Annotated in this window: 15 protein-coding genes; 1 reads left to right on the forward strand and 14 read right to left on the reverse strand. The window is 44.1% G+C overall.

What is annotated here, in order from left to right:
• Nucleotides 1-62: 62 nt before the first annotated feature.
• The 14 genes from gtfA to ACHZBG_RS04650 form a co-directional block, all read right to left on the reverse strand.
• Nucleotides 63-1,517 (reverse strand): sucrose phosphorylase, encoded by a 1,455-nt coding sequence (gtfA, locus tag ACHZBG_RS04585; protein WP_320128270.1) that lies wholly within the window; start codon nt 1,515-1,517, stop codon nt 63-65.
• A gap of 586 nt (nt 1,518-2,103) precedes the next feature.
• Nucleotides 2,104-3,045, reverse strand: coding sequence for an alpha/beta hydrolase (locus ACHZBG_RS04590; protein ID WP_320128271.1), 942 nt, complete (start codon nt 3,043-3,045; stop codon nt 2,104-2,106).
• Nucleotides 3,046-3,092: 47 nt separating this feature from the next.
• Nucleotides 3,093-3,884 (reverse strand): alpha/beta hydrolase-fold protein, encoded by a 792-nt coding sequence (locus ACHZBG_RS04595; protein ID WP_320128272.1) that lies wholly within the window; start codon nt 3,882-3,884, stop codon nt 3,093-3,095.
• A 29-nt stretch (nt 3,885-3,913) separates the two neighbouring features.
• A complete protein-coding gene (locus ACHZBG_RS04600) occupies nt 3,914-4,741 on the reverse strand; it encodes a carbohydrate ABC transporter permease (RefSeq protein WP_320128273.1) in 828 nt (275 codons plus the stop codon).
• Complete coding sequence (locus tag ACHZBG_RS04605) at nt 4,742-5,620, reverse strand: sugar ABC transporter permease (protein WP_320128274.1); 879 nt, start codon at nt 5,618-5,620, stop codon at nt 4,742-4,744.
• A gap of 86 nt (nt 5,621-5,706) precedes the next feature.
• The gene (locus tag ACHZBG_RS04610; RefSeq protein ID WP_320128275.1) at nt 5,707-7,044 is read right to left on the reverse strand and encodes an ABC transporter substrate-binding protein; all 1,338 of its coding nucleotides are present in this window, start codon (nt 7,042-7,044) and stop codon (nt 5,707-5,709) included.
• Nucleotides 7,045-7,763: 719 nt separating this feature from the next.
• The gene (locus ACHZBG_RS04615; RefSeq protein ID WP_320128276.1) at nt 7,764-8,741 is read right to left on the reverse strand and encodes a LacI family DNA-binding transcriptional regulator; all 978 of its coding nucleotides are present in this window, start codon (nt 8,739-8,741) and stop codon (nt 7,764-7,766) included.
• Nucleotides 8,742-8,999: 258 nt separating this feature from the next.
• Nucleotides 9,000-9,944 (reverse strand): helix-turn-helix transcriptional regulator, encoded by a 945-nt coding sequence (locus tag ACHZBG_RS04620; protein WP_320128277.1) that lies wholly within the window; start codon nt 9,942-9,944, stop codon nt 9,000-9,002.
• Entirely contained in the window at nt 9,934-10,389 is a 456-nt protein-coding gene (gene sufU, locus ACHZBG_RS04625) for a Fe-S cluster assembly sulfur transfer protein SufU (protein WP_320128278.1), read from the reverse strand. Before sufU ends, ACHZBG_RS04620 begins: the two co-directional genes overlap by 11 nt.
• On the reverse strand, nt 10,379-11,611 hold the full coding sequence (locus tag ACHZBG_RS04630) for a SufS family cysteine desulfurase (RefSeq protein WP_320128279.1): 1,233 nt from the start codon (nt 11,609-11,611) through the stop codon (nt 10,379-10,381). The genes sufU and ACHZBG_RS04630 overlap by 11 nt, the downstream gene beginning before the upstream one ends.
• Complete coding sequence (locus ACHZBG_RS04635; RefSeq protein ID WP_320128280.1) at nt 11,604-12,719, reverse strand: SufD family Fe-S cluster assembly protein; 1,116 nt, start codon at nt 12,717-12,719, stop codon at nt 11,604-11,606. Before ACHZBG_RS04635 ends, ACHZBG_RS04630 begins: the two co-directional genes overlap by 8 nt.
• Before the next feature lie 8 nt (nt 12,720-12,727).
• The gene (gene sufB, locus ACHZBG_RS04640) at nt 12,728-14,134 is read right to left on the reverse strand and encodes a Fe-S cluster assembly protein SufB (protein ID WP_320128281.1); all 1,407 of its coding nucleotides are present in this window, start codon (nt 14,132-14,134) and stop codon (nt 12,728-12,730) included.
• Entirely contained in the window at nt 14,131-14,889 is a 759-nt protein-coding gene (gene sufC / locus ACHZBG_RS04645; RefSeq protein WP_320128282.1) for a Fe-S cluster assembly ATPase SufC, read from the reverse strand. The genes sufB and sufC overlap by 4 nt, the downstream gene beginning before the upstream one ends.
• Before the next feature lie 381 nt (nt 14,890-15,270).
• Nucleotides 15,271-16,116, reverse strand: coding sequence for a histidinol-phosphatase (locus ACHZBG_RS04650; protein WP_320128283.1), 846 nt, complete (start codon nt 16,114-16,116; stop codon nt 15,271-15,273).
• 429 nt (nt 16,117-16,545) lie between these two features.
• On the opposite strand from ACHZBG_RS04650, the gene ACHZBG_RS04655 reads away from it, so the two are divergent.
• Nucleotides 16,546-17,631 (forward strand): extracellular solute-binding protein, encoded by a 1,086-nt coding sequence (locus ACHZBG_RS04655; protein ID WP_320128284.1) that lies wholly within the window; start codon nt 16,546-16,548, stop codon nt 17,629-17,631.
• Nucleotides 17,632-17,661: the final 30 nt, after the last annotated feature.

Consider the following 17,661-nt stretch of genomic DNA (forward strand, 5'->3'; position numbering starts at 1 on the left):
CAGCGAGCCTGGAAAATAATTCCGGCAAATCCATCAAACCAAGAAGAATACCTTCCAAAGTCTCAACAAGATAAGATTAACTCTTTCTCTGCTTCACCATCAGAGGAATATAAAATTTTAAAAAAATAAGTTTTCAAATCCGCTTGTAGAACTGCGGTAGATTTTCCTTTCACCCATTTTATTTCCAATTCGTTCTCCTTGTTGGTATTCTCAATCGTGATATCCCCATCAAAAGCAGGAAACGAATTCCTAAACTTCATGATCTGATACATTTTGCATAGAAGAGGCCTTTCAATCTCTCGCTCAACCTCTTTTTTGGAATAATAATGCCGGTTGATATCCCGACCGACCTTTGTTTTCTCTAGCAAAGTGATGTCATTTTTCCCAGCCAGAAGACCCACATAATAAATCTGCGGAATTCCAGGCGCAAAAAATTGGATGGCACGTGCCAGTAAATACGCATCGTCGTCATCTCCGAGGGCAGAGTAATAAGTACAGTTCAGTTGGTAGACGTCAAGATTATTATATACCGATGTATTATAGATTCTCTTTACGTTGGCACCTTTGGAAAATAAGAATTCCGTGGTCTGGTCAATCTCTTGTTGTGTCATCAATCCCTTTACATCAGCCACACCAATCCCGTCATGCGTGTCCAATGTCGTAAACTGTTTTCTTGGACAGATTTTTAACCAATTAACCAGATTTTTATTTTTTCCGGTGTAAAGTGCATTAAGTAGCAATAGGGGAAGCGCAAAATCATAAACCCAATACCCCCTATCCGCCAACTTCATCTGAATCGAATAGTGCTCGTGGATTTCTGGCAGGATACAGACGTTTTTGTCTTTCACGATGCTCTGACAATAGTTGAGCAATTCGAACGTTTCAGGTTCAACGAAAAAGCAATTTGTCCCAAGTTTCTTTATAGCATAGGCAAAAGCATCCAATCTGATGATAGAAGCACCATGATCCGATAGTTTCTGCAAGGTATCGCAAATGAAAGCTTTCGTAGTTTGCGTGCTGACAGCAAGGTCAACCTGCTCATCGCTAAAAGTGCACCACACTTTTTCGGTCGTGCCGTCATGAAACGTTACATCAAGATATGGTGCTCGGGGTTTTCTTTTATAGATAAGATCAATGTCATGCTGTGTAGGCTCCTTGTTCGGCCAGAAATCTTTATATCGTAAAAATAAATCTTTATAGACGGACTGCTCCTTATTCAGTAAAAAATCCTGAAAATACAGAGAATCAGTAGAAATGTGGTTAATCATGAAATCAACCATAAGATAATAACGATCAGAGAGGACCTTGATATCGTTCCAATCTCCAAATGCAGAATCAACAATCTCGTAACTTGTAGGAGCAAAACCACGGTCTGCAGAAGACGGGAAGAACGGAAGGATATGCAATCCCCCGATGATGCCTTGAAAGTGCTTATCCAGAATCTCATATAATTCTTTCAGATTCTTCCCCATACTGTCTGGATAGGTAATAAGCATAATTTGATTTCTAATAGTCATAACTCTTCTTTTCCTCACGATTTCTGTTAGTCTTTATTCTATTTATAAACGATGGTGACAAGTATCATGCAACTGGAATGGAAACAAGGGAATTGCAGAAGGTAACATCATATTCTAGCAATTTCCTATGCCATTCACCAAATCAAGAAGTTCTTCCTTGAACCTTTAACTGCACCAATGCAAACTCAATATAATCTGGCCCTACCCTACAACATTGCCAAACAGGGCACGAACCCCTTTTGCCTGCTCCAATCTTTGGTATGGACCTCAAGGGGTTTGTTCCACGAGAAAAAGAACGTGGAGAAAGACACTTTCAAAAGCTTCTTGACATGCTCGCTGTTGGATTTGACCGTACCGTCTATATGCGAATTCCCACGATACGGATAGGGTCCTTGAAAAAGTTGCTTTATCCCAACAATAGAACCATTTGGCTGTTTCTGTTGCAATATTTGGAATATGTGAGCAAGAAAGTCTTTCATTGCATTTCGCGAAGGTTCCAAAATTTCTTCACTACCCATAAATTCATGGTCTATAACATTCATTTTTTTACTCTAATAATACTGATCAAATCACTAGCCGTCATATTTTAGCTTTCGATTCCGCCAAACGCCCGTTTGAGGGCTATAATATACTCTGTCCTGCACCTTTCGCAAATTTCAGTCTTGTTCGCAATGAAATCAAACCCATGGAAGCATCCTGGATACATATGAAATTCCACAGGAATCCCGGCTCTGGCTAGCCTTGCAGCATAATCAATAGTTTCATCCCGAAAAGGATCCTGCTGCCCGATACAAAGATATGCCGATGGCAGGTTGGTTAGATCTTTTGCACGGGCAGGTGCCGCATAGGGGGATACCGTACCTGAAAAATCATTTCCCAAATACATCTGCCAAGCTATGATATTATTCTCCCGATTCCAGGCCTTCGGCATAGCATCCTTATTGATTTCATAACATGAGGCTGTGTTATTTCTGTCGTCTATCATCGGATAAAGCAACATTTGAAACAGAATTTGCAGTTCTTTACGATCACGTGCCATCAAGGCAAGCGCCGCAGTCAACCCACCTCCAGCGCTTGGACCTGCGATTGCGATTTTCGAGCGATCGATCCTTAGCTCAGGGGAGTTGTCCACCATCCATTTAAGACCTGCATAAGAATCCTCGATCGCTGCAGGATACACATGTTCCGGCGCAAGTCGGTAATTCACTTGCACGACGACACAGTCTGTTTCCTGCACAAAACGTTCGCAGATTCCATCCTCGAATTCAGGTTTTCCAAGAACATAACCACCACCATGGCTCCAAAATAAGGCAGGAAGAATATGCTCCTTGTGATCAATCGGTTCATAAATTCTAATCGTCAAGGGGCAGGCAGGGCCTTGGATAGTTCGTGTGGTGATGAGCACGGTATCCAAGTGTTCCATTTGCGTAGCAGGAAGAGATCGGGCATCCGCAAGGCCACTTTTCAAGTCAATGACCGAAGCCGCCTCTAGAATCGGCTGCAATTCTTTCAATATAGTATTTTTCATTTGTGAATCATCCTAAAATATACTCTCTATAGATATTAAAACTGGTACTAAGAGCTAAGCGACCAAAGAATTGCCTTATGGATATATTCAATCCAGAAATCCCAGTTGTGGATTCCAGGGGCTTCAATATAAACATGTTCTACGTTCTCCTCAGTCAAGAACTCATGGTAGTGCCGGTTTTCCTCAATCAGAAAATCTTCGGTGCCACAGGCCATATAAATATTGGGAATCACGACATTATCCATTTTGAGTTTCCGAATCAACGCCTCTGGATCCTTGTCACTTCCCAGCAGGCTGTCCAGATTTCCGAAAACCCGCAAATAATAGCGATAATCAGCAAGAAAATCCTTATAGTCGGATGTAATTCCAGCAATATTATGCAGAATCAGGGCAGAAGAAAGCGCAATAATATTGCCGAAACAATTGTATTTCAATCCTGTTCGAAGTGCACCGTAACCACCCATCGAAAATCCACCGATACAAGTATCCTCTCTCTTTTCAGAAAGAGGAAACATGCTACGAGTAAATTCTACGAGTTCATTACCGACATACTCTCCGTACAACTCTCCTTTGTCAGCATCATCCAGATAAAAGCTGTTGTTTCCCGAAGGCATGAAAACTGCAAAATTATATTTTTCTGATAGTTCCTGAATCCTTGATCCACCCAACCAGTCTGTATAATTGCCAGAGTAGCCATGAAGTAGATAGAAAGATTTAACAGGGCGTTCAAAGGACTTTTTGTCCCTTACTTCTTTTTGTGCGTCCATAGGAAGCAAAGCATTGAACGTCTCAATCCTGTTTAGAGTCCTAGAATGAAAATTTACTTGCAACAATGCCACACAACACCTCCTATTTCAAATGGATCGGATTATTTCACCGCACCTATTGAAATTCCTTTTATTATATATTTCTGTAAAAGCAAATACAGTAGCAGGACAGGAAGCATTGTAAGAAGCAGCCCTGCCATCAATGGGGTAAAATCAACACTGTACGAAGAGAAGAAGTTGAATGTTGAAAGAGGAAGTGTCCTTAAATCAGGAGACATGAGAACCAAGCTAGGAAGCAGGTAGTCATTCCATATCCACAACACATCGAGAACGACGACAGTTGATAGAACGGGCTTCAGCAACGGCAGAATAATTTGGAAAAAGGTCCTCACTCGGGTGCTTCCATCGATTGAAGCGGCTTCTTCCAACGCGACCGGAATTCCTTTGATAAAACCGTTAAAAGTAAAAGTGGCAAGGGGAATTCCGAAACCGAGATACATGAAAAGCAATGCCCCTCTGGAATCAAGGAACCCGATGGTTCCATAAATTGTGACAAGCGGAATCATTACCACTTGAAACGGTATTGCCATTGAAGCAGTCATGATGAAAAACAGTATCTTATTGATTTTCCAGGGAAGTCTTGCAAACAAATAGGCTGTCATGGAAGCAAATAAGATGACAATTACCACACCGACAACAGTAATGAAACAAGAATTCAGAAAACCTGCGAAAAAATTCATTTTATCTATAGCTTTGACATAATTATCAAAACTAAACCGAGTAGGCCAGGAAAACGGATTTTCTACAAATTCCTGGGTTGTTTTAAATGTATTCAGAATGGTTATGAGAAAGGGAGAAAGAAAAATGATAAGAAGAAAAGACAAAGCAATCATTTCAACCGCACTAACAAATTTTTTTGAGGTTTTCATCTAGGCTTCGACCTCCAATTTTTTCATTAGTGATGATTGTGTCAAGGCAATGGTTGCAACCAAAATAAACAAGACAACCGCTTCTGCCTGGCCCATACCGTATTCATTGGAAAGGAATGCTTTCTGCACGATATGGTAAGACGCAAGTTCCGTAGAACCATAGGGGCCACCGTTTGTCAGTGCAAGATTCAAGTCGTAGGTTAAAAAGGAACGTGAGATGGAAAGAAACAAGCAGACAACGATGCTTGAAATAGAAAGAGGTATAATAATGGAAAAAATCCTTCTGAATTTTCCGGCACCATCTATCGTAGCCGCTTCCAGGATATCTGTCGGTACACTTACAATTCCTGCTATATATACAATCATCAGATAGCCCATCAATTGCCAAGAATTAACAATTACTAGCGTCCAAAATGCCTTATCGGTGTCCGAAAGCCAAGAAGTCTGGAACAGTGACCAGCCATATTTCTGTCCCATGAAAGGTAACACCTGGGAAAAAAGGAACCGCCACAGATACCCCAGTATGAGTCCTCCAATCAAGTTGGGAGTAAAAAAACCAGTCCTGAAAAATGTCTGTTTCTTCAATCCCTTACTCAAGATGAGCGCTAAAGAAAATGCTCCCACATTTGAGATAATGACACTCAGCAAGGCATATTTAATGGTGAACCACAGTTGGGTCAAGTATGTCTTATCCGTAATAATTTGTTTATAATTTGCAAAACCAACAAAAGCGTGCGTGCCCGTCGCCATATTCCAATTTGTAAAGGTCAAATAAAGACCGAATGCCAAAGGAATTATAACAACAGCGCTAAAAGCGAACAAGGAAGGTCCTCCAAAGATAAGGAAGGTACCTATATTCTCAATCTTTTTCTGTTTCATCGTATCAATACCTCTTTATCTCACCACTGAAAGTAAGAGGAAAGGCTTTCACCTCTCCTTGTACTTTCAAGTGGTCTCTGTAAATCCTAGTGGGCAGTCTGTGATTTCCAATACGTCATCAATTCAGCGGTAAGCCCTGCACGATCTATCTTTCCTGCCAAGTATTTCAACATGGAGTTACCCGTCATCGTGTAATAATCGGACGGAAGGTACGTGAGGATGCCAATATTGATAGTTTTGCCGGATTTGATATATGCAGAAGTCTGATCTGAAATAACATTGTCGCTCTTGGCGGTAACATCCTTATAAGGAAGATTGAAGCCCATTTTTTGAACCAGTGCTTCTTGGCCTTCCTTGCTTGTCAGCGCCCATTTCACGAAATCCTTGGCAGCAGCCTGCTGTTCTGGTGTAGAACCAGAATTGTCGATTGCCCATAATTTTGGTTCACTGACAGGAATCTCGGAATTGCCGTAATCACTTGCATTGTTACTGAAAGGCACTGGCATGATGCCATATTCCTTGTCAATTCCTTCCAAAGTGCCAATCTGTGACCAAATCCAGTCTCCCATGAAGAAGAAAGCAACTTTTCCGGTCGCAAAATCCGAAGCATCCTTTGCATAATCTCCGACAAGAGGATCATTTCCCCTGTAATTATATTTTTTCAGAATGTCAAAAGTGTCCATCACATTGTTGTATATCTGGTTTTTACCCAAATCAAGGGAACCATTTTCAAGGTTTTCAATAAATTTGCGTGAATCGTCTACGTTTTTTGACTGCAAGGCATAGACAAGAGCGAGATAATGGGCACCAACAGACCAATTCGCGCCATGAATCATAACAGGAGGAACACCGGCGTCCTGAATCGTCTTGAACAGTTCTTCCAGATCATCGCGGGTCTTGATAGTGGATGGATCAAACGTTTTGCCAAGAGCTTTGTCTACTACGCGTTTGTTGTAGAGCAACCCATATCCCTGCACTGTATAGGGAATACCAATGAGTTTATTATCCAGCAACGCAGAATCAATGGCGCCGGATTGGGCAATACCATCATAATAGCTCCTTTCGCTAGTGAAATCCATGAATTTGCTTTTATATGTGTAGATGGTACCGATGTCCAGGTTTGCAATAGTAGCTGGTTTCTTGGATGCAAGGAGCGACTGGAACTGTTGGATTTGCTGTCCTCCTATCGGGGTAGGAATAAGCGTTATGGTAACATCAGGATGAGATTCATGGTAGGTCTCGAACAAATCAGAAAACTGAGTGTTCACCTCTGCGGAAGTATTGAAGAATGTGAGGGTAACTTTTTCGTTGCTGCCTCCACTATTTGCGGAAGCACTTTGCGAATTGCTATCTTTTCCACATCCCATCAGAAAGGATAAAAAGAGAGCCATAACAGCCAAGGCCAAGAACTTTGATTTTTTCATTCAGATTCCTCCTCAATTTTTTATAACGCTTATGTATTAACCGGTTGACATATAGATGTCAAGTGACTAATGCTGCGCTTTTCTTATGCAAAGATGATACCATAGTGTTTAATGAGAAGCTATACAAAAGATTTTCCTATAAAAATAATGCCATAAGTACAATTTATGACATTCGATTGACATATAATCTCCACTTTCATAGAACCAATAAATAGCTTATTAGCAAGCATTCTTTGCAGAGTAGAAAAGCTATAAATGAATCTGAAGTTAAAAGCGTAGATTCGTATTGGAGCGCCTCTCTATCAGAGTATAATAAAATCAGCACCAGGATGCATGGGTATCAATGGGTGGCAGGCTTTCTCTTTCGGCCTATCATCAAAAGAACATACCTGATCGCTTTCAATGCTCAATTTACATCCATGGGGACAAAAGCATTTCTTTATTGCCATGATACCAGGCTTATGATTCAATTTTTTTAACCATAGGAATTGCATCATGAGGGAAAACCCCACGAAAAAAGTGCAATTATCGCTCTTGCGAATCAAGAAAATGCCAGCAAAGCATATTTTTCATATTGGTTATTCTTGCTATACAAGGTATGCAAGCAAGCCAAGCATCTGTGATTCGATAACATTCTTGCCTAAAACCAGGGGAAACGTGACTAAATCTGATAGATAACGCATTCACATTCCTTATGCAATTTTCCATACAAAATTTCTTCAGGTAGATTCCCTTTGGATTAATGTGACATTCAGCGTCAAGGAGGTTGGTCCCATACGTCCCTCCTTGGCTCCGAGCAACAACGTAAAGGCCATTTCAGCCATTTCCTTGAGGGGTTGATGAATGGTTGTAAGTGTAGGACTTGTCATACGCGATAGAGGAATATCATCGAAACCGATGACCTTGATGTCCTCGGGAATCCTGATTCCCATACTATGGCATACTTGTATGAACTGCGCGGCCGCAACATCACTTGAGCAGAAAATTCCATCAGTTTGAGGAAAAGTTTTCAGAAGATTATTGAAAAAATCATGGTACTCCATGTTTTCATACATTGTCTCTGAAAAGGAAATCTCATGGTGTATGACATGCATTTTTTCGCATACTTGAAGAAAGCCTTGCGAGCGCTTATCAGCGGGCATGGTGCTACCTTGGACCCCTGCAACATGAAGAAGGTTCTTGCAACCTTTTGCTATAAGATGCTCCGCTGCTATTTTTCCTCCCTGCTTATTATCACATTCAACAGAGGCCGTAGCATGTTCTCTCATCCGTTCAATGGTAACGACCGGAATATCCATATCCTTGAGCCGGCTGGTAGAAAAAAGGCCAGAGCAGAGAATAATTCCCATGACACGGTTTTTTTTGCACTGTTCGAGAAGAGTCGCCTCTTTTTCTTTTTTTCCGTTAGAAAGCAACAAGAGCACCTGATACCCTGCCCTTCCTGCAGTTCCCTCTATACTTTCCACAAGATTTGCAAAGTACGGGTGACGGATGGAAGGAGCAATCACTCCAATAACCGAAGAGGAGGATTTTGATAATGCACGCGCAAGTTCATTTGGCTGATAATTCAGTTTCTTCATTGCCTGGAAAACTTTTGCCTTCGTCTCCTCGCTTATATAACCGCGGCTATTCAAGACCCTGCTGATCGTACCGATAGAGAGTCCTGTTTCCTTAGACACATCCTTAAGTGTTGCCATTTACTTTCTTCCTCATGGAGTTCTCCCCTCAATTTCAAAATCTCTTGTACTCCAAAAATGTATGTGCCTATTTTGCGCGAAACTTTCAGGAAGCTCAAGATGCAAAGGCCCCTAGTATTCTCCTGTAAGACAGTTCAAGTAGAGAACTATCAAAAATGAATATAATTTTCCCTTTCTCTCTCTTATGGCATTATTCATTGAGCATTTCTTTGACAATGGATCCCAAGGGACATATGCATTTTACTATGACTTAAAAGTTCAGTCATCGGATAGATTGGATCGCTTGACCTTTGAAGGGTAGGTATCGAAGACCTCCCGAAAAGTTTCAGAAAAGCGATTGACGCTTTTATATCCCACGGCAAACGCTACATCGGTTACCGACCGACCTTCCTTCAGATAACTGGCCGCCAGATTCATCCGCACCTTCCTCAGATACCCATAGAGAGTATCTCCATAGACATCCTTGAACAACGTCTTGAGCTTCGTGGGGCTCATGCCAGCCAGATGGGCAAGTTTCTCCACAGAAAGCGATTGGTCAGGATACTTGAGAAAATAGGTGGCAACGGAACACAAACCCATCCTGTCCTGGGAATGATAACGCGAACAATTGGTACAGGAAGCACAAAGTTCATGGGTATTGTTCGTCAGATAGAAAAGAAACCGATCCAGGGAATCCAGAAGGAGTCGTGAGGCAGAGAGCCCCTTGCCCTTATCCTTACCCACCTTCTTGAACAAATCCAGTACATATTCGGTTGCAATTTGTGTGGGCAACCCTTCCAAGGCATGTACGATTTGCACAGAATCATCTGAATACCGCTTGGACAGGTAGGATCGAAACTGTTTCTCAGTATAGGACATCTTTACGAAACGGACGGTACGCCCGGAAGAAAAGGTGAAGGATCTATCAGAGGAGGATGAGGTCGGCATCAAGCAGGAAACCTCTGCATCCTTATCGACTTCAAGAGAAAAGCAAAAGGGACGGTCTGAATCGGGAAACAAATCAAGGGAGGATACGGTAAAGGGAGCATAGAGGAAAAGATCAGCCCGCAAAAGCGCCATGCTTTCATTCGGTCGAAAAAGCTGCATAAAACCATAGCCTAGGGTTTGAGGTACCATATAGGTTGTCATCGCTCCGTCTTCCGTCCTATTCCAACCAGCTGTCTGCAAGGCCTTGCAGACAGAAGAGCCACCACTACTTTCCACCCTTTTCCGCCTTGTCAAGAGAATCCAGGGCCTGCGATAAAGTACGCCATCCAAGAACGGCACATTTAACCCGTGCAGGCATATGGGATACTGTAGAGAATATTGCTGCTTCCTGCAACCGAGCAGCCCCATCCTCGTCCAAGGTTCCGCTGTGTATCATATCCATGAACAAAGTCTCGAGTTCCCGTATTTCTCCCAATTCCCGGCTCCTGACCAAATCGGCCATTATGGAGACCGAAGCCTGCGATATTGCACATCCACTTCCCGTAAAGGAAATATCCTCGAGCTTTCCTGCTGGAGAGATTTCCAACTCCAGGGCAATTTCATCTCCACAGCTGGGATTTACTCCAGGTTGCACCAGGGTAGGATGGACCAGATGACGCTTGTTGCGCCCCGACGCATTGTGACTCATGATGACCTGTCGATACATTTCGTCAATGTTCATAACCAAAAACCCTCCTTGCGTGCAGCAAGCCCACAACCAGTGCATCAATGTCGGCCTTGGTATTGTAGATGGAGAAACTGACCCTGCAGGTCGCCGGAACTTGCAGAAAATGCATCAGTGGCTGGGCACAATGGTGACCGGCCCTGATGGAGATTCCATCCTCATCGAGTATCGAGGCGACATCATGGGGATGAATGCCCTCAACAGTGAACGTAATGATGGGAAACTTTCGTTCCCCGGTCAGGGGCTTCCCATACATCTTGATCCAAGGGAATTTTGAAAGTCGTTCCAAGGCATAGGTGGTAACCTCAGCCTCCACTTCACGTAGGGTTTTATATCCGATTTTCTTGATGTACTCGATGGCTGCCTGCAATCCCACGGCAGCAGCGACGTCGGGAGTTCCTGCCTCGAACCGCTGGGGTATCGGGGCAAACGAAGACTCCTGTTCCTGCACGTACTCGATCATATCCCCTCCGGTAAGGAAGGGTGGCATGGCTTCCAACAATTCCCATTTTCCATAGAGAACACCTATTCCCATCGGACCAAACATTTTATGTCCTGAAAAAGCTGCAAAATCGACATCCAGATCAGAAACATCCAACGGGGTATGTCCAATACTCTGAGCGCAATCAGCAATAACTATCGCACCCACACTATGGGCCTTCTTTATAAGTTTTTCGGCAGGAAGTCCAAGTCCCAATACATTGCCCACCAAGGCAAACGATACGATTTTCGTGCGAGAAGAGATCTTTTTCTCAATTTCCTCTTCCGAATAAATACCATCGGAATCGGGATAGAGAAAGACCAGTGAAGCCCCGGTCGCCTTGCAGGCCTGTTGCCAGGGTACCATATTGCTATGATGCTCTGAAACGGGAATGACGATTTCATCCCCTTTTTGCAATACCATACGAGCATAGGTCCAGGAAAGGAGATTCAAGGATTCGGTGGTATTACGTGTAAAAACGATGCAATCGCTACTCTTGCTATGAATAAAATCGGCAACTGCCTGCCTAGCTCCTTCATACAGCTTGGTCGATTCTGATGACAGACGATAGACCCCACGATGAGGATTGGCATTCCACCGCCTGTAGTAAGTATCCATGGCCTCCAGAACGCAAGCTGGATGCTGATTCGTTGCTGCATTGTCGAGATAGACAAGACGCTTTTCTCCCACTTGATGGGAAAAAATAGGAAAATCCTTCAAGAAGGTAGCATCATTCATGGCGATTCATCCTTTGTTCGACTTCGGCAAGGACTGCATTCTGCAAGACCTCATCAGTGATCATGGCGGCAATGGGGGCAAATTGGGCCTTGACCAGGTTTTTTTTTGCCAGGGCTTCGTCAAGTCCCCGGCTCATCAAGTAAAAAAGTGCATTCTCATCGATCCTACCGGTACTCACGGCATGGGCTCCCTCGACATCCTCTTCCCCACAAAGGATCAAGGGAACAGACCTATTGTGCACAGTAGGACTGAACATAAGCGAGTATTCCTGCTGCGCTCCCTTGCTCTGAGAAGAACCGACCTTGAAATCAACAGTTCCCCGAAAGACCTTTGAAGCGGAATCGAACAAAGCTCCCCTGGCAGTTATGTTTGAAACAGTGCGCTTGCCCCGGTGCTCGATGACGTAGTTCATATCCATCAATCGAGTTCCATCAGCTAAATACATGCATCCAAGATTGAAAGAACTGTCGTCTCCTTCCAAAACAACCTTCGTATTGCCAAAAGTCTTGCCCCCTCCAAGCAAAACATGAACCAAAGAGACGGTTGCCCCTTGGGCAAGGTGAAATCCGGTATTCTCGAAATCGATGGACGAACCATCAAGCATCTGGACCTGCACTAGGGTCAGATGGCCATTCAAGCCGACCTCCACGTGGGTTCCCCCTGCATGGAATCGGGAAACTCCATCTGCAGTGGAGCGATACGATTGCACGACGGTCGCCTGGGCTCCCTCACCCACCAGGATGGCTGTATCGTCCACAAGCGAGGGGTTTTCATGCAGGTCATATGCTATTTCAATCGGCTTCTCCACTAAGGAATATCGATCAAGGCGAAGGAGAAATCCTGCATTATCGCTCGCTGATACGAAGGCATCGACTTCTGGCCCACCCCCAGAGGGAATAGCCAGGACTTTCTTGCGTTCCTGAGTTGACAAGGCAAAGGGACCTACGGCATAACCTGGCCCAAGAGGAGGCACAGGACGCTCTTCAAGCGGAGGGATATCTGGATAGGGAATCTGAAGATCAGCTCCGTTCATCTTCAGATGACGCCAGGTAACGACGGGAATCTTGTTTACGTTTTCCAAATGCAATTGCTGCACGTTCTGTTTCATATGCATTATCAGCCGATGCTGCCCTCCATTTCCAAATTAATCAGATTGTTCATCTCAACGGCATATTCAAGCGGAAGTTCCTTTGCCACAGGAGCAGCAAAACCTCGGACGATCAAGGCCTTGGCCGCATCCTCTGCGATGCCACGGGTCATCAAGTAGTAGATCGCCTGGTCGCTGATCCTTCCGATTCTGGCCTCGTGACCGATGTCTGCCTGGTCGTTCTGGATATCCATACCGGGTATCGTGTCGGAACGGGAAAGGCTATCCAACATCAAGGATTCACAAGAGACCGTCGACTTGACTCCGGTAGCCCTCGGAGCGACCACCACCTGACTACGGGTTATCGAAACGCCACCATTCTTCGATATCGACTTCGTATTGATCGAGGAAGTCGTATTGGGTGCGGAATGAATGACCTTTGACCCTGTATCAAGCACCTGGTTCTTGCCGGCAAAGGTTATGCCGGTAAATTCAGAATGAGCCCCTTCACCTACCAGCATACTGGAGGGATAGAGCATAGAGACATGGGAGCCAAAGGAACCGGAAACCCATTCGATGGAACCGTTCTTCTCCACTCGTGCTCGTTTGGTATTGAGATTCATCATGTTCTTGGACCAGTTCTCTATGGTCGAATAACGCAGATGAGCCCCCTCGCCTACAAACAGTTCCACACAACCTGCATGAAGGTTCATGACATTGTACTTGGGAGCGGAACATCCCTCTATGAAATGTAGGCTCGCTCCCGGTTCAAGAATGATAAGCGTATGCTCGAACTGCCCGCTTCCTGCCGCATTGAGCCTAAAATAAGATTGCAATGGCACCTCAACATGCACGTTTTCAGGCACATAGACAAAAGAGCCTCCTGACCATACCGCTCCATGCAAGGCGGCGAACTTATGATCGGTGGGGGGGACAAGCTTCATGAAATGCTTCTTGACCAAGTCCTCATGTTCGGTCAGGGCCGACTCCATGTCGGTATAGACGACACCTTGGTCCGAAACCTCTTTTTTCATATTGTGGTAGACCACCTCGGAATCATACTGGGCACCCACACCCGATAAGGCTTCCTTCTCGGCCTGGGGAATTCCCAGTCGCTCGAAGGTATCCCTGATCTCGGCAGGTACATCCTCCCAGGATCCCTTCATGTCAGTCTTGGGACGGAGATAGGTCACTATCTCATCCATGTCCAGCTCTTCAAGCGAGGGACCCCAGATAGGAAGAGCTATCTGGTTGTAGACTTCCAGGCTATGAAGCCGGAAAGCAAGCATCCAAGGTGGTTCTTTCTTCTCACGGGAAATTTCGGCGACAATTTCGCCAGTCAGGCCACGGGAAACCTTGAATGCTGAATTCTCGGCATTACGGAAATCATATCTGGAAAGATCAACCTCATCCAATTGTGTTTTCATCGCACTCATGCCAGTTTTTCCTCCGCTTCGATAAAGGGCGCATAGCCCTGTTTTTCTATGGTACGAATCAATGAGGCATCCCCATTTGCGACCAGGTGCCCCTTGACCAGGATATGCACGTAATCAGGGGTGATGCTCTCCAGTATCTTTGTATTGTGCGTTATGATCAGAAGGGCATTGGAATCGTTATGGAAGGTTTCTATGCCCTTGGATACAATGCGCACTGCATCGACATCGAGTCCTGAATCCGTTTCATCCAAAATTGCCAATTTGGGATCCAAGGCCAACATTTGCAGAATTTCCGATTTCTTCTTCTCGCCTCCCGAGAACCCGACATTCAGATTTCTGTCAGCATATTCATGATCCATGGCAAGTGTTTTCATCAGTTTCTTCAAGGCAAGGTTGAAGATGAAGACATTCTCCTCTTCTCCCTTCACCGCTCCCTTGGCAGTTCTCAGAAAGTTTTCCAAACCGATGCCGGGAACTTCCTCGGGATTCTGGAACGAAAGGAACAATCCCATTTTAGCGCGTTTGTCCGTTGCCAATTCGGTGATGTCCTTGTCAAGAAAATAGATGGAACCATGATCCACCTTGTAGGAAGGATGTCCCATGATTACATTTCCCAGAGTTGACTTCCCGGCTCCGTTGGGACCCATCAATACATGGATTTCCCCGGTTCGTATAGTCAGGTCGATATGCTCCAGCAATGTCTTGTCATTCACTCCTGCCGTTATATCTTCTATTCTCAATAATTCAGTAGCCATGGTTGATTTCTCCTCTACATACGATAATATAGTATCTTTATAGGACTAATTAATATCCTTTAAAGACATTTTTAATGCATTTGCTATGGATTTTGGTAAAAAAAGGTGGAACCATCTCTTTGAAAATAGAACTGCCATTAGATTTTTCAACTCAATTGAAACTATATCCAGCTAGGAAAGCGACACTCAATTATTGGAATTTGATAGCCTGGAATTCATATTTCCCAAAGGAAGTACCCATACTTTTTTCTTTGCCGAGTGAAAAGAAATAGGAGTTAAGCAGAGGTAAAAAACATCAGAGATCATAATCATTGGCAGTAAGCAATATGATTTTTATCCCAAAAAAGCTGTTTCTTGCCTAGTATTTCTGCAAGCTCTTTTCTATAAAATGGCAATATCGTACTTGCCTGATTCTTTTTCCTCTATCCGATAGGAAGCCAGGGAGAGCTTGCATTCATCGGCAAAAGCCTTGCATTCAGGATATCGATCATTGACGAACTCAGGCCTATGGGCATCACTATTGCAGAGGACCTTCACTGGATAGTTTGCTGCAAGCTTCCAGAACTCCGAAAGTGGATAGGCATAACGAAGACCCCTATCGGTTTCAATCTTCTTTTTCCTCATTCCGTTCGCATTTATTTCCAGGGGAATGGCGTTGCTTGCGGCACACTCCAAGATTGCCTTGGAACAGGCAATGGCCTCTGCATCCCAGGTTCTGTAATTATAGGTAAAGACATCTGGATGGGCGCCAAAAAGGAACAATCCTGACTGAAGTGCTTTCAAATACATATCGGTATAGGCAAACAAATCCTTTGGGCCCAATCTGTTCCCAAACAGGGAAAACTCAGTATCAAGGTCCAAGGAAAGATCGTGTACTCCGAAGAGAAGATAGTCGCAACCAAGTTCTCCCAGTATGTAGTCGGTATAATAACTTTTGTATTGTGGGAGGTAATCGCATTCGAGGCCCCGGAGAATGACAAGTTTTTCTGCATAGTCTTCCCGTATTGCCAAACAATCCTGGTTGTAGGGTAGAAGCATTTGCCGGGGCATTCTGGTACGTGCCCAGCGATCATCAAAAACCGGACAATGCTCGCTGAAGCCAAGAACTTGCAACCCTTGTTTCAGACCTTGTTCTGCATATTCCGACACTTCTCCGACTCCGTGGCCGCAGTAATAACTATGAGTATGGAGGTTTACCACCTCTTGGGTATAGGTTTGTTTATTCATAAAGGTAAAGTGGGTATAGTATCGGAAATATTGGAGCTTTGTTCAACCTGCAAGGTTACGATCATCAAAAATACCTTCTAGCTTTTTCGGCAGGAATGAGTGCTTCCTCCGGTAGCTTTTGACTGATTAACTTGTTAATGACAAATATCTTATTGCAACATCTGGAAAATAAAGGATTTTTTTTGTTTTTTTTATTGGCAAGTGATTGACTCATAGGGTGAAATACCCAATTATGGGGCTACAAAAACTCTTCAAAAAAGGAGAATCATCATGGTTAAGATCTTTTCTAAAATGTATATTCTCCTCTCTATTCCAGCCTGATAATATGTTTTTTAACCTTGGTCGCAAGGTTTATTTCTATACACTGATCCAGGGTATGGCTTATGTTGACCTGGACGGGCGGAAATCATAATACCAGGAGGTTTTGCTATGGGCAAACCTACCAGAAAGCTTCATTTCATGGCTATCGTGGCGGTTGTATTGGCCGTTCTCTTTCTCTTCGGCTGCAGCAAGGATAGTGCGTCGGAAAACGGAAAGGCCTCAACAGGAAAACGCAAGTTGTATATTTACAACTGGTCGTATTACACTCCCGATTCTCTTATCGAAGCATTTGAGAAAGAATACAACGTTGATGTCGTACTCGACTACTTTGCCTCCAATGAGGAAATGTTTGCCAAACTCATGGCCAGTGGCAATGCCGGATATGACTTGATCTTCCCTTCCGGGGATTATGTCTCCATCATGAAGAATCTGAATATGCTAGAAAAAATGGACAAGACCAAAATGCCAAACCTCAAGTATATATCCCCGATTGCCCTTCAGAAAGCCACCTATGATCCTGAAATGGATTACTCTGTCCCCTATTATATGGGAGCTGCCGGTATTGCCGTAAACAAGTCCATGGTCAAGGATTATGAACATACCTGGAACATCTTCGGAGATACCAAACTTGCAGGCCGCATGGTAATGATGGACGATATGCGTGAAGTTCTTGGCGATGCACTCAAGTACCTCGGATATTCGGTAAATTCCACCGATGCTGCCCAGCTGGAAGAAGCTCGCAAATTGGTAAATGATAAATGGAAACCAAATCTCGTCAAGTTTGATGCCGAAGGATTTGCAAAATCCTTTGCCTCTGGCGAATACTGGGTAGCCCAGGGATACGCAGAGGGTATTTTTGAGGAACTGCCTGAAGACAAATGGGACAATGTTGATTTCTTCCTCCCTGAGAAAGGTGGTCCCATGTACATCGATTCAATGTGCATTCCCAAGGGCGCCCGTAACTATGACCTGGCCTTGGAATTCATAAACTTCATCCAAAAGCCCGAGAACTATGCCCAATTCCTCGATCGTTTCCACTTCCCTTCCTCAGTTAACACCGATGCTTCAAAATATACCACGACTACACCATTCTATACGGTGGATATGCTGAAGAACTATGAATTGAAGGATGACCTCGGGGCAAATCTGGAAACTTACAACAAGATTTGGGAGACCATCAGATACGTCGATTAAGTTGCATTGACCATAGGACGCATTGCGGGG

The sequence above is a fragment of the uncultured Sphaerochaeta sp. genome (assembly GCF_963676625.2).
Lineage (GTDB): Bacteria > Spirochaetota > Spirochaetia > Sphaerochaetales > Sphaerochaetaceae > Sphaerochaeta.